General features: G+C 54.5%; 14 protein-coding genes and 1 pseudogene. 9 read left to right on the forward strand and 6 right to left on the reverse strand.

From position 1 onward, the window contains the following. The first annotated feature begins 58 nt into the window (after nucleotides 1–58). Both H8B13_RS12215 and H8B13_RS12220 read left to right on the forward strand, forming a co-directional pair. The gene (locus H8B13_RS12215; RefSeq protein WP_187311097.1) at nucleotides 59–418 is read left to right on the forward strand and encodes an IS3 family transposase; all 360 of its coding nucleotides are present in this window, start codon (nucleotides 59–61) and stop codon (nucleotides 416–418) included. A gap of 15 nt (nucleotides 419–433) precedes the next feature. Further along, nucleotides 434–940, forward strand: a complete 507-nt coding sequence (locus H8B13_RS12220; protein ID WP_261990386.1) for an IS3 family transposase — start codon at nucleotides 434–436, stop codon at nucleotides 938–940. Here H8B13_RS12220 and H8B13_RS21580 read toward each other — a convergent pair. Next, nucleotides 937–1,644 (reverse strand): annotated as a pseudogene (locus H8B13_RS21580) (N,N-dimethylformamidase beta subunit family domain-containing protein). The gene H8B13_RS12220 and the pseudogene H8B13_RS21580 sit on opposite strands and share 4 nt — an antisense overlap. Between H8B13_RS21580 and H8B13_RS12230 the strand changes: the two are divergent. Then, entirely contained in the window at nucleotides 1,594–1,740 is a 147-nt protein-coding gene (locus H8B13_RS12230) for a hypothetical protein (protein ID WP_187311100.1), read from the forward strand. The pseudogene H8B13_RS21580 and the gene H8B13_RS12230 overlap by 51 nt on opposite strands. Before the next feature lie 1,031 nt (nucleotides 1,741–2,771). Here H8B13_RS12230 and H8B13_RS12235 read toward each other — a convergent pair. Continuing rightward, complete coding sequence (locus tag H8B13_RS12235; RefSeq protein ID WP_187311101.1) at nucleotides 2,772–3,836, reverse strand: LacI family DNA-binding transcriptional regulator; 1,065 nt, start codon at nucleotides 3,834–3,836, stop codon at nucleotides 2,772–2,774. A 565-nt stretch (nucleotides 3,837–4,401) separates the two neighbouring features. Between H8B13_RS12235 and H8B13_RS12240 the strand changes: the two genes are divergently transcribed. Beyond that, nucleotides 4,402–5,163 carry an SDR family oxidoreductase gene (locus H8B13_RS12240; RefSeq protein WP_187311102.1) on the forward strand — a complete coding sequence of 254 codons (762 nt, stop codon included), beginning with the start codon at nucleotides 4,402–4,404 and terminating at the stop codon, nucleotides 5,161–5,163. A 64-nt stretch (nucleotides 5,164–5,227) separates the two neighbouring features. Here the strand turns inward: H8B13_RS12240 and H8B13_RS12245 are convergent, their stop codons facing one another. Further along, nucleotides 5,228–7,453: a bifunctional alpha,alpha-trehalose-phosphate synthase (UDP-forming)/trehalose-phosphatase gene (locus H8B13_RS12245; RefSeq protein WP_187311103.1), complete on the reverse strand. Its 2,226-nt coding sequence runs from the start codon at nucleotides 7,451–7,453 to the stop codon at nucleotides 5,228–5,230. A 448-nt stretch (nucleotides 7,454–7,901) separates the two neighbouring features. Between H8B13_RS12245 and yiaK the strand changes: the two genes are divergently transcribed. Together yiaK and H8B13_RS12255 are read left to right on the forward strand one after the other, a co-directional pair. Further along, complete coding sequence (gene yiaK / locus H8B13_RS12250) at nucleotides 7,902–8,894, forward strand: 3-dehydro-L-gulonate 2-dehydrogenase (protein WP_187311104.1); 993 nt, start codon at nucleotides 7,902–7,904, stop codon at nucleotides 8,892–8,894. A gap of 81 nt (nucleotides 8,895–8,975) precedes the next feature. After that, a complete protein-coding gene (locus H8B13_RS12255) occupies nucleotides 8,976–9,716 on the forward strand; it encodes a hypothetical protein (RefSeq protein WP_187311105.1) in 741 nt (246 codons plus the stop codon). 233 nt (nucleotides 9,717–9,949) lie between these two features. Here H8B13_RS12255 and H8B13_RS12260 read toward each other — a convergent pair whose 3' ends face one another. Beyond that, nucleotides 9,950–10,684 carry an SDR family oxidoreductase gene (locus tag H8B13_RS12260; RefSeq protein ID WP_187311106.1) on the reverse strand — a complete coding sequence of 245 codons (735 nt, stop codon included), beginning with the start codon at nucleotides 10,682–10,684 and terminating at the stop codon, nucleotides 9,950–9,952. 445 nt (nucleotides 10,685–11,129) lie between these two features. On the opposite strand from H8B13_RS12260, the gene H8B13_RS12265 reads away from it, so the two are divergent. Next, entirely contained in the window at nucleotides 11,130–13,832 is a 2,703-nt protein-coding gene (locus tag H8B13_RS12265) for a glycoside hydrolase family 3 C-terminal domain-containing protein (protein WP_187311107.1), read from the forward strand. A gap of 328 nt (nucleotides 13,833–14,160) precedes the next feature. Here H8B13_RS12265 and H8B13_RS12270 read toward each other — a convergent pair whose 3' ends face one another. Next, a complete protein-coding gene (locus tag H8B13_RS12270; protein WP_187311108.1) occupies nucleotides 14,161–16,359 on the reverse strand; it encodes a penicillin acylase family protein in 2,199 nt (732 codons plus the stop codon). Between the two features lie 268 nt (nucleotides 16,360–16,627). Here H8B13_RS12270 and H8B13_RS12275 point away from each other — a divergent pair, with 268 nt between their 5' ends. Next, on the forward strand, nucleotides 16,628–17,896 hold the full coding sequence (locus H8B13_RS12275) for a cysteine desulfurase-like protein (protein ID WP_187311109.1): 1,269 nt from the start codon (nucleotides 16,628–16,630) through the stop codon (nucleotides 17,894–17,896). A gap of 167 nt (nucleotides 17,897–18,063) precedes the next feature. Here H8B13_RS12275 and H8B13_RS12280 read toward each other — a convergent pair whose 3' ends face one another. After that, complete coding sequence (locus tag H8B13_RS12280; RefSeq protein WP_187311110.1) at nucleotides 18,064–18,810, reverse strand: superoxide dismutase; 747 nt, start codon at nucleotides 18,808–18,810, stop codon at nucleotides 18,064–18,066. Between the two features lie 232 nt (nucleotides 18,811–19,042). On the opposite strand from H8B13_RS12280, the gene H8B13_RS12285 reads away from it, so the two are divergent. Continuing rightward, nucleotides 19,043–20,056 carry a methyltransferase gene (locus H8B13_RS12285; protein ID WP_187311111.1) on the forward strand — a complete coding sequence of 338 codons (1,014 nt, stop codon included), beginning with the start codon at nucleotides 19,043–19,045 and terminating at the stop codon, nucleotides 20,054–20,056. Nucleotides 20,057–20,096: the final 40 nt, after the last annotated feature.

The raw sequence follows: 20,096 nt of genomic DNA on the forward strand, positions 1-20,096 counted from the left end.
TTTAAAAAAAAGCCTTGGTCAGCAACTGCTTAACGCGCAGTATCGGCCAGCCGACCCCGTGAGTACTTACCGCTACATCGCCCAGCGGGCCAGCCAGGCCCCAGTGCGTCAGCTCTGCCACGTCCTGCAGGTTGCATCCAGCGCCTACTACGCCTGGCAACGGCAGCGGAACCGTGCGCTGCCTGAGCCCGCCTGGCAAGTGGCCGTGCGTGAGGCGTTTGCCGACCACAGCCAGCGCTACGGCACGCGCCAGCTGCGGGCCGAAGTGCAGGCTCAAGGCCACGCCGTGGGCCGCTGGCGCATCCGCCGCGTGCTCAAAGCCCACGGCTTGCGGGCCCAACAGCCCCGCTCGTTCGTGCCCCGTACCACCGATTTCGACCCGGCCGTGCGGGCCGCGCCCAACCGTCTGCTGAGCTAGCTGGCCCCCACCGCCCTGAATCAGGTCTGGGTGGGCGATATCACCTACCTGCCCCGTCAGGGCGGCGGCTGGCTCTACCTGGCCGTCCGGCTGGACCGCTGCTCACGCAAGGTCGTGGGCTGGGACGTGCGCGACACCATGCCTGAGGCTTTGGTCAGCGAGGCGCTCCGCTGGGCGCTCGTGGTGTGCTGCCCACCCGCGGGGCTCATCGTGCACTCCGACCAGGGCAGCCAGTACACGGCTACCCGTTTCAAAGACCTAGTTGCCAAACATGGCGCGCTGCAAAGCATGAGTCGGCGGGGCAACTGCTACGATAACGCGCATGCCGAATCGTTTTGGAGCCGCTTCAAGGCCGAGCTGCTCGACGGCGGCAGCTTGCCTGGACTGGTCGGGGCTAAGCTCGAAATTAGCCACCAGGTCGCCTACTACAACGCGGAGCGGCGGCATTCTTCGCTCAGCTATCTCGCCCCCAACCACTTCGAAATCCACCTTCAAACAACGTCCCAAATGTGTCCGGCTTAGCTAGACCACCTCATTTGCCCCCCACTGCTTTCCCAGCGGGTTTTCCAATACACTTCATTGCCGCTGAAAAAGGCTAAGTGAGTACCCGCGTTCCGGGCTGCGGTTACATTGTCTCGCATGCCTTTCGACCAGTACTCATCATGCCCAACCGACATGAATACCTTGTGGCGGGCGAGCAAATCGCCGTTCCGATCTGTGTCGACGTTGGTACTATAGTTTACATCATAGCCGTTCGCTTCAAGCCAGCGAATCATGGGGTACTCCGCATTGAAAAGCCAGTCCTTATCTGCGCCGCCCCCGGTACGCGTAAGGAAAGGGCGGTTATAGCTTACTTTTGAGGCCTTACCACCAGAGCCAGTGTACAGGCTTTTACCATCATTATTATCGCCATAAACGTTATAGGCTTGCCACGTGGCATCCGACGTTTAGAAAAGCAAATTGGAGGTGCCCGCATCGTCACGGACGATTAAGACGATGTGGCTGGACCCGCCCCCGGTGGGGGTTAATTTGGCAATGTATATGTCAGAAACGGCGTTAACAGGAATCTGCCAGGTGCCCGACACAGCCCAGTTTCCACAGTCCACTAAGCCTGTAGTCGCATCGGTTTGGCAGGTGGGTTGGGCTCCTCCGCCAGGCACAACCGTGGCATCGCCTTGAAAGCGAGCGCCATTGCCCTGATAATAGCCCAGCCGATAAATATTGATGCCGTACGCGGCCGTGGAGGGACTCGTTTTTATTTTGAAGCTGGCCAGCGAGCCTTTATTGTAGCTGATATCGGTGGCAAAACCTTGGATATTTAAATCTCCGGCGCCGGTTATCTGCCACTCTGAAGATGGATTTCCTGGTAGCTTATTCTCATCAATTATAGCGTTCTGAGCCCATGCAGTAGAGCATAGAAGTGCTAGTAAAAATATAGCCGCAGTGTTTCTAGTTGTTGAATAGTGTGTTTTGGTGGAGTAGCGGAGTATTTTTTTGTTTAAAAAAAACCTTTAAGTGAATGTAGTAAGATGGAAAACCGAAAGGCTTCATAATTTCTACAACGTGCTGTGTGGTTCGTATATTTTTTCATACAAAAATTCGGGTTAGTGAAGACAATAAAAAATAGCCCCACCTGCCGCATAAGGCGTAAGAGGTTACTGTACCCATATATAGTGGGCCTGTCTGTAATTGGGCTAGAGAAGTTGGATGTAACAGTGTCGGGTGTGTTTAAGTATATTCCTTCCTTTGAATTGAAATATATAAACATAATTTTGGATAAAAATAATATCGAGCTTATAAATACTTAAATTTATTTTTATCACTTTTGGTGTGTTGTCGCACTTTGTTATCTTTTAATACACAAAAAATTATAAGTGTCTTACGTGGGTTCAATTTTTTGTCATTATTAACAGGTATTTAAGCACAACTGTAACCTGACTAGGCGAGAAAGAAAGAGCTGCTCAGCTGCTTAAATAAATTCATATAACCTTATTTATTGTGCCTATTTATATTTAATATAATATATATAAAGAATATGTAATGCATCACATATTATATTAATTGTTATTAATGTCATCTTATTTAAAAGAGGTGTATAACTTGTATCCCATTTGATAATAAATACCTATTTAATTACGATATTTAGGATTGGTGAATGTTAAATAAATAATATATTAAATATTTAACATTTTAAGTAGACTCATCTCTCAATTAATTTCTTGTTTGCGCTTATGTTGCATACAAAAAAGCCCCCCAGCAGACTATGAAGTCTACTGGGGGGCTTTTTTAATTACTAAGTGTTAAAGGAGATACTAAGTGTAATGCCTTCAGTTAGTTTATGCGTAACTCAATTTTAAGAAGCCTTTAGCTGGGGCTGCCAATGCTGCATATGCAGAGAGGAGTCGCGGAGACGAAGCTCTGGCTTGAGTACAATGGGTGGGGGCGCGTACTCAGGGCCACGCTTGCAAAGCTGCAAAAACAGGCGTACCGCCGTCTCGCCCATCTGTTCGGCCCGCTGATCTACGGCGGTCAGGCGGGGGGTGGTCATGGTGGTGAAGGGCTCGTTGCTGAAGCAGGCTAAGGCTATATCCTGCGGCACCCGAACTTTGCGCTCGTGCAGGACTTCCAGGGCGCCAGCCGTAGGGATAGCGTAGGCGGCAAACACTGCATCCGGCGGCTGGGCCAGCCCTAACAAATGCTCCATGCCCATGCGACCAGATTCCTGGCTTAGCGCTGGTAGCGCAAATACTAAGTTCTCATCGTCGAGGGGCAGACCGTGTGCCCGCATAGCCTGCGCGTAGCCCAGGTAGCGGTTGCGGCTGGTATTTAAATGTTGAGGGCCAGCCAAGTGCGCAATCCGCGTACAACCTTGCTCAATCAGATGAGTGACTACCTGATAGGCGCCCGAAAAGTCGTCGAGCACGACGCCGGTGCTACCAGGCAGCTCGGGCATGCGGTCAAAAAACACCAACGGGGTGCCTTGCTTTCGTACCTGTTCAAAGTGGTCTGTTTGGTCGAGGGTGGTGGCTGATACCGACATCAGAATGCCCTCCACTTGCGCCGACAGCAGCGTTTCGACGTTGCGCCGCTCGCGCCGCACGTCTTCGTTCGACTCGCACAAAAGCACGTTGTAGCCCGCTTTGCTGGCTATCGTTTCGATGCCGTGCATTACGGCCGGAAAGAAATAACCCTTTATGTGCGGCACAATCACGCCCAGAGTGCCGCTTCGGCCTTTGCGCAGCGCCGAGGCCAACTGGTTGGGCCGATAGTTCAGCTCCTGAGCCAACTGGCGCACGCGCGCTTTGGTGGCCTCGCCAATATCTTTTTTGTCGGCTAATGCCCTTGATACCGTCGCTACCGACAAGTTTAGCGCCTTGGCTATGTCGATAATGGAAACACGCTTCGGAGTAGGTGCCATGCTTTAGGTTCTATAGAAGGAGAAAAAGGAAACTAGGATGTGGAGCGGCGACACAATGCAAAGTTCCTTATTAAATTTGTTTCTTTGTGACGGTAGCCTCTATTCTATGGGGCTGTTTTAATAAAAGTACATGTTTTTTACATTTGCCCTATAAATTTTTGAGGTAGATACATTAGGTATTGCCAACTTTTTTCTAAATTGCCATCAGAATTGAGGCTTACACCTTAATGAAGATATTCGTGATAAGCTGGTTAGCTGGCTTTCACCAACAGTCTTAGTCTCTGGAATGGTGCCAATACTGTCAGTTGTGGCGCCGATTTCGGTAGGCTAACCCAGGTTGAAGTAGGGGTGGGACTTTGTCTTCAACTTTGGGATTTGAAAAGGGCATTCCGGGTGGGATGCCTTTTTTTATGCCCTCTCCTGTCCATGTTCAGCGGTTGTATAAGAGACCGACATTGCTGATGGCAAAAAAAGCTTGAGCTAGGGTTCATGGTTTTCGTTCCCGCACGCTTTACTGCGTTTAGGAGTAAATATTTCTTATTCAACCATCAGTAGCAGCTATTCTATGAACCTCCAAAACAACACGATACTGATAACGGGCGGCGCTTCCGGCATCGGGCTGGCGCTGGCCCGGCGCCTGCGTGAGGCGGGTAGTGATGTAATTATCTGCGGGCGCCGTGCCGATAAGTTACGCGATGCGCAAGCCAAAGTGCCTGGTTTGCATATCTATGAGTGCGACCTGGCGCAGGCCACCGACCGCGCTGAACTGGCCCGCCAGGTGCAGGCCGACTTCCCGGCCCTGAATGTGCTGATCAATAACGCTGGCATCCAAAACCGTTTCCAGCTAGCCGATTTGCCCCCCAGCCTGGAGGCTTGGGAAGAGCAGCGCCAGGAAATAGCCATCAACTTTGAAGCGCCCATTCACCTGACGGCTTTGCTGCTGCCCCACCTGCGGCAGCAAGCCAACCCGGTGGTTATCAATGTGTCGTCGGGGCTGGCGTTTGCGCCGATGGCGGCGGCGCCTGTTTATAGCGCTACTAAGGCGGCGCTGCATTCCTTCACGCTCTCGCTCCGGCAGCAGCTTGCTTCTGTTGGGGTGAGCGTGCTGGAAATTGTGCCGCCCGGCGTCAATACCGACCTGGGCGGACCGGGTCTGCATACCTGGGCCGTGCCCGTCGATGAGTTTGCGGACAGCATCGTGGCCCGATTGGCGGCCGGGGAGCAGGAAATAGGCTACGGCACCTCTGAGAAGATCCGGCAGGCCTCGCGCGCCGAGCTGGAAGCCCGGTTTGAGCAGATAAACAGCCATCAAGAAATAATTGAATGAAAAAAAAAACCCCAGAACTTATCTGGGGGGCTTTTTTGATACATTAATGACTAACAGCGCAATACTAAGTAGGAGTGGACTGCCCTACGTGTATATCTGGGCGGTTAGTTTCTACCTCAGTAAGCTCGGTAAGTAGCTTGCGCACGTCCGAAACGCCGCTCACCGCGTAGCGGGCTGCTGAGTGGATGGCGCTGCCAACCTTCACGCTGTAGGCGTGGGCGGGTAAAACGCGGAAAATGTCTTCATCGGTGCGGTCGTCGCCGATGGCCAGGATAAAGTCGGAATAATCAGGGGTGAGCCAGCGCTGAGCGGCAGTGCCTTTGGTTATGCCGATGGTCTTTATTTCCAGTGCTTTATTGCCTTCCAGCACCTGCAAATCGGTGTTGGAAGTCATAAAGTTGAGATGGTTGAGCAGTTCGCGTGAGCGCACTTCGCCAAGGGCAGCGTCGGCACGACGGTAGTGCCATACCAGGGAGTAGTCTTTCTCTTCGATGAAGGAGCCGGCGGTGCGGCTGACATACTGCTCCAGCAAAGGCCGGAATGCCTGCTTCCACACCGATTCCATTGGCCGAAACAGATACCACTCTTCGCCCGCCCGCCGCAGCCATACACCATGCTCGGCAATAAAATCGAGGCGGAGGTGGCCCAGCCACTTTTCCAGCGTCGGTCGGTCGTGCCCGCTGATAATAACCACGCGGTTCTGTGGATTGGCGGTGAGAACCCGCAGGCACGCAAGCAGCTCTTCATCGGGTTTGGCGTGCTCGGGGTTGTTGTGAAAATCGACCAAGGTGCCCCCATAATCGAGCAATAACAGGCGCTGGGGGGCTTTTCGGTAGTCGCGCCGCAATTGGGCGCTGGCAACGTCATCCAGTAGGTCGGTGCCCAACGTCAGTTGCTTGATCTTGCTGTAGGCCAACCGATTCATGAACAGCTCCGTCCAGGCAAACACGTCATATTGCCGCACCAGAGCCTGCAAGCTGCTCATGCGGTTTTTTTGCTCTTCCTCCGGCATGGTCAGGGCCTGATGCAGTACGTCGGCTACTTTGCCGGTGGCGGTGGGATTAATGAGCAGCGCATCGGAGAGCTCCTGGGCCGCGCCGGCCCGCTCGCTGAGGATGAGCACCCCGCGCTGGTCAGTTTTGCAGGCAATATATTCCTTGGCTACCAGGTTCATACCGTCGCGCACGGGCGTTACCAGCGCCACGTCGGCCAGCCGGTAGAGTGCCACCAACTGGTCGAAGGGCAATGAGCGGTAGAAGTACAGAATGGGCGTCCAGGCAATGGTGCCGTACTGGGCATTGATCCGACCCACCAGCTCATCCACCTCCACTTTCAGGGCCTGATACTGCGTTACCTGGTCGCGGGAGGGCACCACCAGCATAAGCAGGCTCACTTGCTCGCGCCACTCGGGGTAGCGCTTTAGTAGTTCTTCAAAAGCCCGCAGACGTTGAGCAATACCCTTGGTATAATCGAGGCGGTCGATGGACAGGATCATGCGCACCCCGCGCAAGGCCTCGCGGAAGGTCTCAATATGTCCCATCGCCGCTTCCGAGGCTGCGGCCGTCGCGTAGCGCTCGTAGTCGATACCCATCGGGAAGGCATCGACGAGTACCATGCGGCTGGGCGTTTCAATCTGGCCGTTCTGGTTGGGCAGACCCAGCAAATTGGAAACCGCGCTCAGAAAATGGCGCATGTAATAAAAGGTGTGGAAGCCAATCAGATCGGCGCCCAACATGCCTTCCAGCAGCTCTGTGCTCCAGGGCAGCACCCGTAGCAGCTCATATGAAGGAAACGGAATGTGCAGAAAGAAGCCAATGGTGGCATTCGGCCGCGCGCGGCGCAGCATCTGGGGCAACAGTAATAGTTGATAATCATGCACCCAAATAGTATCGTCGGGGCCGGCCAGCTCCAATACGGCGTCGCAGAATTTCTGATTGGCCGCTACGTAGGCTTCCCAATGGGCCTCTTCGAAGCTGGCGTATTCGTTGAAATAGTGAAAAATAGGCCAGAGTGTGGAGTTGCTGAAGCCTTCGTAAAAATCCCGGATTTCGGTTTCGGTCAGAAATACGGGCGCCATGCTGTCGTCGCGGAGCTGGTCGGCTACGTGCTGCTGCTCGGTGGGGTCTTCTACAAATAGGCCCGGCCAGCCCACCCAAATGTTGCTATCGGCTCGATAAATGGAGCCCAAGCCGGTGGCCAGGCCGCCTTCGCTGGGCTGAAAGGTGAGACCGTCGGTGGTGCGCTGCACTTTGGTAGGCAAGCGGTTGGAAACAATAATGGTTCTGGCCATCAATCGGAATGTATAAAGCCCAGGCGCTCAGAGGCGATGGTGCCTGCTCGTAAATCTGCTGTGTATAACGTGTCGGCGCTACAGCGGGAACAGTTAGTTACTACGGATTTTGAGACACTTCAGCTTTGTTTTTTGTCCGTATTACTACGGAGGAGCTATGACCCAAGCCAAAACCCATCCGCTTGCTCACGTGCCTTGCTACCATGTGGGGAGCAAATTTCTCCCATTGACGCCTAAAAAAAGCTGTTGGGCAAAACGTAGAGGCGCTGCCTTGATAGGAGACAGTGGCAAGAAAGGTGGGTATAAATTTGAAAAATCGCGTATTGCCAACTTGAGTATGTTAGTTGAAACCGGAAGCAGGCAGCATAATGCTGGCCCGAATGCACAAGAGTAAGCTGCTTTCTAGCAGACAACCACAAGTGGCTGCTAATCATCAAAAAAGCCCCCTATGAGCCTACGCATTCCTTATCCACAATTGCAGCACGAGTTAAAGCGGGTGCTGTTGTCGCTTTCCTTCTCAGAAGAAAGAGCCGAACACTGCGCCACCATTTTCGCCAAGAATAGCCGCGACGGTGTGTATACCCACGGCCTCAACCGGTTTCCCACGTTTGTGCAGGTCGTGCAGCAAGGCTTGATTCACCCAGCCGCCGAGCCCGAATGTGTGGAGCAAAATGGGGCATTGGAGCGCTGGGACGGGAATTTGGCCCCCGGCATGTACAGCGCCAGTGTCTGCATGGATCGGGCTATTGCCTTGGCTAACGAGCATGGCATTGGCTGCGTGGCGCTCCGCAACACCAACCACTGGATGCGTGGCGGCACCTACGGCTGGCAGGCCGCCGAAGCCGGCTGCATCGGCATTTGCTTTACCAATACCATTGCCAACGTCACGCCCTGGGGCGGCACCGATGCACGACTAGGCAACAACCCATTGGTAATTGCAGTGCCGCGCGCCGAAAAGCCCCCCATCGTGCTGGATATGGCTATTTCGCAGTATTCCTACGGCAAACTCAATACCTACGCCACTCGGCACGAAACCCTGCCCGTGCCCGGCGGCTACGACCAGGAGGGCAAGCTCACCACCAACGCCGCCGATATTCTGGCCTCGGAACGGGCCCTGCCCATTGGTTTCTGGAAAGGATCGGGCCTGTCGTTGGTGCTCGACGTGCTGCTGACCGCCCTTAGCGGTGGCCGTTCCACGGCGGCCATCACGCAGTCGGGCACCGAGGCGGGCGTGTCGCAGTGCTTTATTGCCTTGCACCAGCCCAACATGCACGCAAGCCTGATTGAGGAAATTATCAGCTACACTAAAAGCGGCGCGCCGTCAGAAGCCGGTGAGCAGGTGTTCTACCCCGGCGAGCAGTCGTATGCCACCCGCCAGGATAATCTGAAGCAGGGTATTCCAGTGGAAAAGGAAATCTGGCAGCAGGTGCAGCAAATGTGAGGTAAAGCCTGACTGAAAGGAAAGTTGCGCTAGTAGTTTTATTCAAGGAAGACTATATTTTCAGCCTTTCATCCGCTACGAATGCTTTTACTGATGCCGACGGTCAATCTGGAATATCTGAATGCACCGGCGCCGGCTTGGCTTAGTGTGCTGTTTGTGGCTTGTACTTCCTTTACCGCGTGGCTGTTGGCGCAGGCCATACAGCGCGCTGGCAGCTCCGTTAACTATTACTGGCTGATGGTTGGCGTGTGGCTTACCGTGCAGGCCGGCTTGGCGCTGGGGGGCTTTTATCAAACCGATTTGGACGCGCTGCCTCCGCATTTAGCAGTGGGCGCCCTTTTTCCGGCCGTAGCTGTTATTCTCGCCATCGTTATTTCCCCGCAAGGCCGCCGCTGGATGGCCCGCCTTCCTCTAGCCGATCTGACTGCCATTAGCGTAGTGCGAATAGGCGTGGAAATTGGCTTGTATGGACTGGCAGCGCATCATCTGGTTCCCGAGCTGATGACGTTTTCTGGTCGCAACTTCGATGTACTCTCGGGCCTGACGGCTCCGGTGGTGGCAAGCATGTGGCGCAATCAGCGGTTGGGAAGGGTAGGGCTAATCGTCTGGAACGTAGCCACGCTTTTATTGCTGGCCATTATTGTTACGCTGGCTTTGCTCTCGGCCCCAACTCCGGTCCAGCGGCTAGCTTTTGAGCAGCCGAATGTGGGAGTGTTGCGCTTTCCGTTTGTGTGGCTGCCCTCGTTTATTGTGCCGGTGGTACTGTTCAGCCACATAGCCAGCTTGTATCAATTGTTGCGGCGGCCTGCACCAGCAGCTTAAGAAGCTGTTTGAACGATGTAGAGACGCAACACTTTGCGTCTCGTCGTTGCGGTCATTGAACGACTAGAAGCGCTGGATTGAATAACAATATGAGCAACGACGAGACGCAAAGTGTTGCGTCTCTACATCGTTCTGATTTTTAAAGTGCAGGTTTTATAAACTTTATAATAGCCAAAAAAGCCCCCCAACTGATTTTGGGGGGCTTTTTCTAATCTGGGATTAAGCAATTTGGCCTATGTCAACGCCTCGTCCATCGTGCGCATCTGAATCTCAATGATGCGGGAGTTGGCCGACTGTGTGCAGGCCAGCAGCACGGCGCCAGCTACGTCCTCAGCATCCAGCATTCCTGATTGGGCTACTTTTTCCTCGGTGCGACCTTTGCCTAAAGCAAACTCCGTTTTTACGCCGCCGGGGCAAATAGCACCCACTTTGATGCCATCGGGCCGCAGCTCCTTATCCAGCGCTTGGGCAAAGCCAACCTGAGCAAACTTGGTGGCGCAGTACACCGCTTCGCCCGCAAAACCATACACGCCCGCCATGGAGGAAAGCATCAGAATGGTGCCGGATTTCTGGCTTTGCATCACGGGCACCGCGTGGCGGGTGAAGAGGAAAGTCGTGCGCATGTTGGTGTCCATGAGCTCGTCGTACTCGTCGGCGCTCGTGTCAACCAAGTTTTTATAGTTGCCAGCGCCGGTGTTATTGATCAGTATGTCGAGGCGGCCAAACGAGTCGGTGGCGGCTTGCACAGTGCGGCGGGCAGTTTCTTCGTCGCGGGCGTCGCCGGCTACAAACGTTACTTCCACGCCCAATTGGCGCAGCTCCGCGGCTAGTGATTCCAGCCGCTCGTCGCGCCGGGCGGTCAATACCAAATTGGCTCCTTCGGCGGCCAAAGCCCGCGCGCACGCTTCGCCGATGCCGGCACTTGCACCCGTAATGAGAGCTACTTTTCCATTAAGTTTTCCTGCCATGATTTTGCTTTTCTAAAGTAGTATAAGGTTGGGGTGAGGTAAGATCTGCGTCTTGGGTTCGAAGCTAGATAAACGTAGAGAGGCGGGCAAAGGGCTGAGTTACGAAGGCACTTATATCGGTAAGAAATACTATCACAATCGTTTACATAGATTATTTCATGCCTGAAAGCACAGATTTGGCTTAAAATCGCTGGTCGTAGTTGGCAAGCCGCCTACTTTAGATGCGCGTCTTTTTCCTTCATAACCAAGGGTTGCTAACATCAGCCGGTCATGCAGAGCGGAGCATCTCGCGTGCGGTAGATAGTAAGGTTAGTACTCCAGCTAAACACGCGAGATGCTCCGCTCTGCATGACCGGCAATTTTAAGCAGCCATTAATGAAGGAAGGGGGCAAGTCTCAGGTCTTAGTAGTCTACGACCACCATTTTTCACCATCTCACCCAAAGGATGAAGAAATCCCTAATCGTTTATTCCCTGCTGGCCCTTGCGGCGTGCGGCAAAGGCAGTCAGCAGACCGCCACTGCCCCAGCTGCCACTTCTACCCAAGAAATGCCCCCCAGCAAGCCCGAAGACTTCCCGTTTCGCAATCCCGATCTGCCCATCGATCAGCGGGTCAATGACTTAGTTGGGCGCCTGACGCTGGAGGAAAAAGTAAGCCAGATGCTGAACGCTTCGCCCGCCATCGACCGGCTGGGCATTCCGGCTTACAACTGGTGGAATGAAGCTCTGCACGGCGTGGCCCGCACGAGCATGAAGACGACGGTGTTTCCGCAGGCCATCGGTCTGGCGGCTACTTTCAACACCGATGCCATGCTCAAAATGGCCACCATTACCTCCGACGAAGCCCGCGCCGTGCACCACGAGTACGCCCGCCGCGGTGAGCGAGGCATTTACCAAGGCCTCACGTTCTGGACGCCCAACATTAACATCTTCCGCGACCCGCGCTGGGGCCGGGGCCAGGAAACCTACGGCGAAGACCCGTACCTGACCGGGCAGCTGGGTTCGGCGCTGGTAAAAGGATTTCAGGGCGACGACCCGAAGTATTTGAAGGTAACCGCCTGCGCTAAGCACTTCGCCGTGCACAGCGGCCCGGAGTCATTGCGCCACGTGTACGATGCCAAAATCAGCGACTACGATTTGTGGGACACGTATTTGCCGGCCTTCCGCGACTTAATTGTGGATGCAAAAGTGGCAAGCGTGATGTGCGCCTACAATGCCTACGCTGGTCAGCCCTGCTGCGGCAGCGACAAGCTGATGAACGAGATTCTCTATGATAAGTGGAAGTTTCAGGGCTACGTTACCTCCGACTGCGACGGCATCAACGACTTTTGGCAAAACCACAAAACCGACCCCGACGCGGCTACTGCCGCCGCCAACGCCGTGATGCACGGCACTGACCTCGAATGTGCCACGGGCAAGCTATTTACCTACAATTCTTTGCTCGAATCAGTGCAGCGCAAGCTTATCACGGAGCAGCAGATAGACGTGTCGGTGAAGAGGTTGTATAAGATTCGCTTCCAGCTGGGCATGTTTGACCCGGTGGAGCAGGTGAAGTACGCTCAGATTCCGATGAGCGTGGTGGAAAGTGCCCCCCACCAGGCCCACGCCCTCCAAATGGCCCACGAATCGTTGGTGCTGCTGAAAAATGACAAGAACACACTGCCGCTCCGCAAAGACATTAAGAAGCTAGTGGTGCTCGGCCCCAATGCCGACAACGATGCCGTGCAGCTCGGCAACTACAACGGTTTCCCCACCGATAATGTGACCCCACTCGAAGGCATTCGAGCTAAAGTCGGCAAAGGCACCGAAGTAACCTTTATCCAAGGTGTTGACTATGCCAGCAACATCGTGTATGAGACCTTCGACATCAATAAAAGCCTGGCTTTCAACGGCCAGCTTGGTTTCAAAGCAGAGTATTTCAAAGGTGCTAATCTGGAAGGACAGCCTGTGGCAACGGCTCAGGAAGCGGGCCTCGACCGCTATTTGGCTAACGTAAAGATTGAAGTGGTGCCCGGCCTGCCTTCCGAAAACTTCTCGGCGCGCTACACCACCACGTTCACCCCGGAGAAGTCGGAGGAACTGGCTCTGCAAATAACCGGCGACGACGGCTACCGCTTATTCGTGGATAATAAGCTAGTTATCGATAACTGGAAAAGCCGCGGCGTTTCGACCATGCAGCACACTCAGAAAGTGGAGGCGGGTAAAAAGATGGACATCAAAATCGAGTACTTCCAGTCTGACCGCCGCACCATTCTCAAGTTTACCGGCGCACACATAGTGCCCATGAACGCCAAGAATATCCTGGCCCAAGTGCGCGACGCCGACGCAATTATCTTCGTGGGGGGCATTTCTCCCCGCTTAGAGGGCGAAGAAATGAAGGTAGACGTGGAAGGCTTCAGCGGCGGCGACCGCACCAGCATTGCCTTACCCAAAGTGCAGACCGAGCTGCTGAAGGTGCTCAAATCGTCGGGCAAGCCGGTGGTGTTTGCCATGATGACCGGCAGTGCCCTGGGTGTGCCGTGGGAGGCGGCCAACATCCCAGCCATCATCAATACCTGGTATGGAGGGCAGGCCACTGGCACCGCCCTAGCCAATGTGCTCTTCGGGGACTACAACCCCGCCGGCCGCCTCCCCGTGACGTTTTATCGCTCGGAAAAGCAGCTGCCCGCCTTCGATAATTACAGCATGGAGGGCCGCACCTACCGCTACTTCCGCGACACGCCACTCTATCCATTCGGGCATGGCCTGAGCTACACTACTTTTAAGTACAGCGGCTTAAAAATGCCCCCCAACGCCCCAACTGGCCAACCGGTAACGGTAAGTGTAGAAGTACAGAACACCGGCAAGCGCGACGGCGACGAGGTAGTGCAGCTCTACGTAAAACACCCCAACGCCAAGAGCCGCGTGGCCCTGCACGCGCTGGAAGGTTTCCAACGAATAAACCTGAAAGCCGGGGAGAAAAAGACGGTGCAGTTTACGCTCACGCCCCGGCAGTTATCCATGTTAAATGAGAAAGCCGAACGCTTGGTGCAAGCCGGCCAAGTACAGGTTTTCGTAGGCGGCGGACAGCCACTAAAGTCGGCGCTGGCCGCGAAGCAAGTACTACAAGCCAATGTGGCGCTGACTGGCGCTAGCGTTATGATTGATTAAACAGTCGGAGTAAAAACAGCGAGGCCGCGCCGTCAGTAATTAGACGGCGCGGCCTCGCTGTTTTTGAACGGTGTAGAGACGCAACACTTTGCGTCTCGTCATTGAACATTACTCGTTCAACATGTGCTTGATTTGTCCTCCCCTGCTCTCTCATCCGCCCCGCCTAGCATCCACTCTGTCTGTCATCCTGAGCTTGCGAAGGACCTTATGCCCGTTGAACGACTGACGTAGCAACGTCTTGTTCAAGCGTGAGAAGGTCCTTCGCAAGCTCAGGATGAGAAATGGAGTGGAGAACAGATGGGTGTTCGTTCTAGCGTTTTAAAAACGCTTACTCACCCGGATGGTAGGTTTTCTTAGCGTTCTTGCGAACATCTTCGGGGTAAAACAGCACGTCTTTGAACCGCTGCTCCGTGTACATAGCCGCTTGATCAGTGAAGTGGGGCGAGTTAGGGTCGCTATTTTCTCCCCCAGCCAGCACGGAGCGCGCCTTAATGCGCGGCCCAAACTCTACCACAGCCACAAAGCTGTTCCCGACGTTGCCGTAGCGCTTTTTGGTGTTTGGCTGCGCCTTCGCGCCGAAAGCGGCCAGTGAACCCCAAGCCGAGGAAGTGAAGGCTACTGGAATGCTGGGCTTGCTGTCATCATAGACTTCCTGAATCTGGCCGGTGAGGCGCTGGAAGCGGTTTACCTCACCCCAAGGCATCTTCCAGGTGCCGAAGTTGCGGGTCAGCTCGTCTAGGGTTTCGGCCAGGGAGGTTACCTTCTCCTGGGGCGTCGTTTTTTCAATAACTAAGGCGGTTAACGTCAGATTGTCAAGTCGTTGGTCGGGGAGGGCGCGGGTGCGAGCCAGCTTCTGAATCCGCTCACCCCAATAGATGGCAAGCGTTTGCCCTACGGAGGTTTTGCTGTACTTTTTGTCCCAAGCCCGTAGCACCTCAATGGCTTCCGGTACCGCTTTCGACTGGGTGCTAGCAGTTCCAGCAGTGTTTTGATGTGCAGTCAGCAATGCCGGAATTATCTCCTCGAAGCCTGCCAGATACGGGTCGTTGGCGGCAGCAATGAGCGTATCCAGCGTGTATATTTTACGACGACTCAGTACGCGCACTGCATTGATACCCCGGTAGTTTTCCGCATCGGGGGCCATGTAGGCGGGGTATTTATCCTTAGCGGGGCTGCTGGGGCCAGATACGGTGAAGGGCGTGGAGTTGCAGTTCTGAATCCAGCCGCTGGCAGGGTTGAGCACCTGCACCAGCTCGTTTACTTTGTGCAGACCCTTCCACTCCGTTTGGGGGTTGCTGCCATCAATGGGGCGGCTCCAGTCGAATTTGGGGTCGCGGATGGGCATAAAGTTGCCGTGCCAGTAGGCGATGTTACCCTTGCTGTCGGCAAAAACGGTGTTGTTGGTAGCGTTGCCGTTGAGCTTCATTACCTCGTTGAAGCTGGCGTAGTCGGTGGCCTTAGTGCGCAGATACGACTGCTCCAGCGCCTCCAGCGGCGTATCCATCATGCGCACCGTTACCCATTGGTTGTCGGCCTGCTGACCTACTACGGGGCCGTGATGGGTGCGGTAGGTGGTGAACTCCTTGCGCAGCACCTGATTGCCTTGCTTATAAGCCAACGACACCTTTTTGACCTGCACCGGCCGCCGCTTTTTGCCAACCTTGTAGTACAGCTTTCCATTCTTCTCCTCAATGGTTTCCAGGTACTCATCCATGGAATCGGCCTGGCTGGAGGTGTGCATCCAGCCGCACTTCTCATTGAAACCTTGATACACAAAGAACTGCCCCCAGGTAACGGCACCATAGGCATTGAGGCCGGCTTCACTCACCATCTGCACTTCGGGCCGAAAGTAAAAGGACGTGTGCGGGTTAATCAGCAGCAGAGCGTGGCCACTGGCACTTTTGGCCGGGGCAATAGCAAAGCCATTGGAGCCAACCGGTTCGCGGTCCTGCTTTTCAAAGTTAGGGTGCTGCCAGGAGGTGGACTTTTTCTGGCTATAAAATGCCTTCAACCGCTCCAATGGCACCACGCTGATGTTGCCACCAATGCTGCCCTCGCTGAACATAAGCGGCATCCAGGGCTGGTAGCGCGTGAGCACCTTGGGCTTGATGGTGGGGTGGGTGTAGAGGTAATAGTTGGTGCCGTCGGCGAAGGCGTTGAGCAGCTCCTTCATCCACGGGGGGCTTTTTTTGTAGATGCTGATGGCTTGAGTGCTGTCCATGAAAAGGTTAGCCCGCAAGTCGCTGTACAAAGCTGTCTCGCCCTCTACCTCCGCCAGACGCCCGATGTTGGTGAGATAATTTTCCTCCACGCGGGCAAAATCGTCTTCGCACTGGGCGTAGAGCAGACCAAATACAGCGTCCGCGTCGGTTTTGCCATATATATGCGGCACGCCCCATTGGTCGCGGATGATATTCACTTGCTTGGCTTGCTGCTGCCAACGCGCAATTTCTTCGGGTTTGAAGGCCTGCGCTTGGGATGCTAGGCAGGAGAAGAGAAATAACAGAGTAAAAAGTGGACGCTTCATTTGAGATAGGTAGCGGGTGGATTGGTCAGTAAATGTACAGGAGCGACAGGATTACGCTACTGTTTCGCGGTAGCTGATAGCACCATTAGCGAAAGCTTGTGGCTGTCGTTCCTTAAAAGTAGCACGGAACGTTAGAAAGCCTTGTCATGCTTCGCTGCCGCTCTGCATGACGGCCGGGGGGCTTTTTTGCGTAAGCTAGGGGATGTTAGCGTCGCTTTATACCTTACAAGCGATCCGTAATGCCTCCCCTTATTCCACCCACTTTCGCATGTTAGTTTCTCCCAGTCTTATAAACCCGATTCGGGCTGACTTCCCAGCGCTACGCGTGCGCGCTCATCAACAGCCTTACATCTTTTTCGATGGCCCCGGCGGCACCCAGATGGCCCAGCAGGCCCTCGACGCTATGACGGGCTATATCACGGGGGGCATGGCTAACCTGCATGGCATGTTTGGTACCAGCGTTGCCACCGACGAGCTGCTGGAAGAAGGCCGGCGCGGCATGGCCGACTTTCTGAATTGCCAGCCGCAAGAGGTTGCTTTCGGCCAGAATATGACTTCTCTAGCCTTCGCTATTGCCCGCTGCCTAGCCAACTTTATTCAGCCCAGCGACGAAATCATAGTTACTGAAATCGACCATCGGGCCAACGTAGATCCGTGGGTGACGCTTGCAAAAGACTGCGGCGCAGTAGTCAAGTTTATTCCCGTAAATCCCGAAACCTACACGCTGGAACTCGACCAGCTCGACACGCTGATTACCACCAAAACCAAGCTCGTCGCGGTGAATATGTCATCGAATGTGACGGGCACCGTGACGCCGGTAGAAGAAGTGATTCGGCGCGCTAAAGCCGTGAATGCCCTTGTGGTGCTGGACGCGGTGCATGCCGTACCACATATCCCAGTAGACTTTCAGGCGCTGGGGGCTGATATTCTGTTGTGCTCAGCGTATAAGTTCTTTGGGCCCCACCTAGGCATTGCGGTGGTGTCAGCGGCTTTGTTTGAGCAGCTGCCGGTCTACAAATTGGCCCCCGCGCCCGCCCATATTCCCGATAAGCTGGAAACAGGCACGCAAAATCATGAGGCCATTGCCGGACTGCTGGGCGCGCTGGATTTTATTCAAACACTCGGCACAGGAGCTACTCGTAAAGAGCGCCTGCGCACCGCCATGCACAGCATTGATAAGCAAGAACAGGAACAGGCCGTGCGGCTGGAAAATTTCCTGCTGTCATTACCCCAAGTGCGCTTGTATCGGGCTCCGGCAGGCACCCGCAAAACGCCCACGCTAGCTTTCACTCTAGATGGCGTCAACTCGCGGGAGGCAGCGGCCTGGTTTGCCGATAACTACAATATGTGTATTGCGCACGGCCATTTTTATGCCTCCACCATGGCCGATAAGCTGCAAGTAAATGAGCTAGGCGGTTGGATTCGGTTGGGGCTAGCTCCCTACAATACAGATCAAGAGGTCGAGCTTTTCAAGACAGCTTTGCTCACTTTTGTCGAGGAGCAGTACAGCCCAAAGCAAAAAACGAAAAGCATATGACTGAGTCTTAACGTAACAAATAAGGTGGTCATGCAGAGCAGAGCGAAGCATCTCGCGGGCTGATGCCTGGGTAGTAACCCTGGTAAACACGCGAGATGCTTCGCTCTGCTCTGCATGACCACCTTGTGTTTGTAGATCCAAGGAATTCTTACGCAGTGTTATAGCGTCTAGCTCTTGCGGGCAGCGTCGTAGCGCTGACCTACCGCCGACCAGTTCACCGCATTCCAGAAAGCCTTCACATAATCGGGGCGCTTATTCTGGTACTTCAGATAATAGGCGTGCTCCCACACATCGAGGCCCAAAATGGGCGTACCGCGCTGAATGCCAGCAATATCCATCAGCGGGTTGTCCTGATTGGGCGTGGAGGAAATAAACAGCTTGCCAGCTTTGTCCACACTCAGCCACGCCCAGCCCGAGCCAAACCGACCCGTAGCGGCTTTGGTAAATTCCTCCTGAAACTTCTCATACGAGCCGAAGGTCTTGGTAAGGTCGGTAGCCAAATTACCTGTGGGCTGTCCGCCGCCCTTGGCCGCTAATATCTGCCAGAACATAGAGTGATTCCAGTGGCCGCCCGCGTTGTTGCGTATGGCGTCGGGTTGCTTGCTGGCAGAAGCCAGCAGCTCGGCCAGTGACTGTTTTTCTTGGGGTTTGCCCACCACGGCCTCGTTGAGTTTCGACACATACGTTTTGTGGTGCGCATCGTGGTGAATCTCCATGGTACGCGCGTCGATGTGCGGCTCCAGCGCGTTGAAAGCGTAAGGCAGAGCCGGCAGGGTAAAGGGACCATCGGCCATGGGGGTGGCACGGGCTTCGGCCAGAAACTTCTCGTCGCGGGCGCGGGCTAGTAGGGCGGGGCTTACAAAACCGCTGATGGCCAGCAGCAGGCCTCTCTGCAAAAAATCGCGTTTGTTCATAGTAGTGGTAGATAAAGTGAGGGGGTACTAGTCAGGTTGAACAGATACAAACGTTGGTTTCAACAAAAACGGTGGAGCTATTACGAGGATAACTAAGTAAAAATTATGATTGCAATTTTATAAATAAGGATAGAATAACTTGTATATATTAGAGTAGTGTTTAGGTCCGGCTGCATACTCTTGGATTGTGGGCGTGCACTTAACTATTTGATAGGATTTAACTAAACTATCTATGGAACAAGAGCTGCCTCCTCCCATCCAGCTCATGCAGGTGATGTTTGGGTTTGCGGCTTCGCGGGCTATTGGAGTCGCCGCTGAGCTGGGTATTGCTGATCTGTTGCGCGACGGCCCTAAGAGCGCCGGCGAACTGTCGCGGCGTACCAATACGCATGAGCGCTCTTTGTATCGGGTGCTGCGCGCCTGTGCCAGCGTGGGCGTCTTTTCGGAGGACGAAGACAAGCGGTTTCGCCTGACGCCGCCGGCCGAGCCGCTGCTAAGTGATGTGCCAGGCAGCTTACGGCCCTTCGTAACCCTGATGACGAACGACTTTCAGTTTCAAACCTGGGCTGAGCTCCTCTACAGCGTGCGAACGGGCGAGCCGGCCTTCGACAAAGTATTTGGCACTTCATCGTTTGATTATTTCTGGAATAATGAGAAGGCCGGCAAAGTGTTTAACGATGCCATGTCCAGCAACAGCGCTTTTAGCAGCGCTGCCGTGCTGGAAGCCTACGATTTTTCGGCCTTTTCTACCATTGTTGATGTAGGGGGCGGACATGGATTGCTCCTGGCTTCCATTTTGAAAAAATACCCCCGGCTGCGAGGCATTCTCTACGACATGCCAGCCATTGTAGACGCTGCCGAGGACCTGATACAATCGCACGGCGTGGCCGACCGATGCGAGCGGGTGGGGGGCAGTTTTTTTGATTCAGTGCCGGCGGGCGGCGACGCATACATTATGAAGCACATCATCCACGACTGGAACGACGAGCAGTGCCTCACCATTCTGAAAAACTGCCGCGAGGCGATGAATCCGGAAGGCAAAGTGCTGGTCGTGGAAATGGTGCTGCCCGAAGGCAACGAGCCGTCTTTTGGCAAGTTTCTGGACTTGCAGATGCTGCTGTACCTGCGCGGCTGCGAGCGGACCGAAGCCGAGTACCGGCAGCTGTTTGAGAAAGCCGACCTGGAGTTAACCCGCATCCTGCCCACCATGTCGCCATTCAGCATTATCGAAGGCATACGGAAGTAAAAACCCTCCCGTAGAGACGCGTATTCGCGTCTCTACGGGA

Origin of the sequence: Hymenobacter sp. BT188 (assembly GCF_014333585.1) — a bacterium.
Classification (GTDB): Bacteria; Bacteroidota; Bacteroidia; order Cytophagales; family Hymenobacteraceae; genus Hymenobacter.

Excerpts from the sequence above, each read along its gene's own strand:
- H8B13_RS12245 (WP_187311103.1), bottom strand. The coding sequence starts at position 7,453 with ATGGCCAGAACCATTATTGTTTCCAACCGCTTGCCTACCAAAGTGCAG.
- H8B13_RS12280 (WP_187311110.1), bottom strand. The coding sequence starts at position 18,810 with ATGAACAAACGCGATTTTTTGCAGAGAGGCCTGCTGCTGGCCATCAGC.
- H8B13_RS12260 (WP_187311106.1), bottom strand. The coding sequence starts at position 10,684 with ATGGCAGGAAAACTTAATGGAAAAGTAGCTCTCATTACGGGTGCAAGT.
- H8B13_RS12270 (WP_187311108.1), bottom strand. The coding sequence starts at position 16,359 with ATGAAGCGTCCACTTTTTACTCTGTTATTTCTCTTCTCCTGCCTAGCA.
- H8B13_RS12285 (WP_187311111.1), top strand. The coding sequence starts at position 19,043 with ATGGAACAAGAGCTGCCTCCTCCCATCCAGCTCATGCAGGTGATGTTT.
- H8B13_RS12275 (WP_187311109.1), top strand. The coding sequence starts at position 16,628 with ATGTTAGTTTCTCCCAGTCTTATAAACCCGATTCGGGCTGACTTCCCA.
- H8B13_RS12255 (WP_187311105.1), top strand. The coding sequence starts at position 8,976 with ATGCTTTTACTGATGCCGACGGTCAATCTGGAATATCTGAATGCACCG.
- H8B13_RS12265 (WP_187311107.1), top strand. The coding sequence starts at position 11,130 with ATGAAGAAATCCCTAATCGTTTATTCCCTGCTGGCCCTTGCGGCGTGC.
- H8B13_RS12240 (WP_187311102.1), top strand. The coding sequence starts at position 4,402 with ATGAACCTCCAAAACAACACGATACTGATAACGGGCGGCGCTTCCGGC.
- H8B13_RS12235 (WP_187311101.1), bottom strand. The coding sequence starts at position 3,836 with ATGGCACCTACTCCGAAGCGTGTTTCCATTATCGACATAGCCAAGGCG.
- yiaK (WP_187311104.1), top strand. The coding sequence starts at position 7,902 with ATGAGCCTACGCATTCCTTATCCACAATTGCAGCACGAGTTAAAGCGG.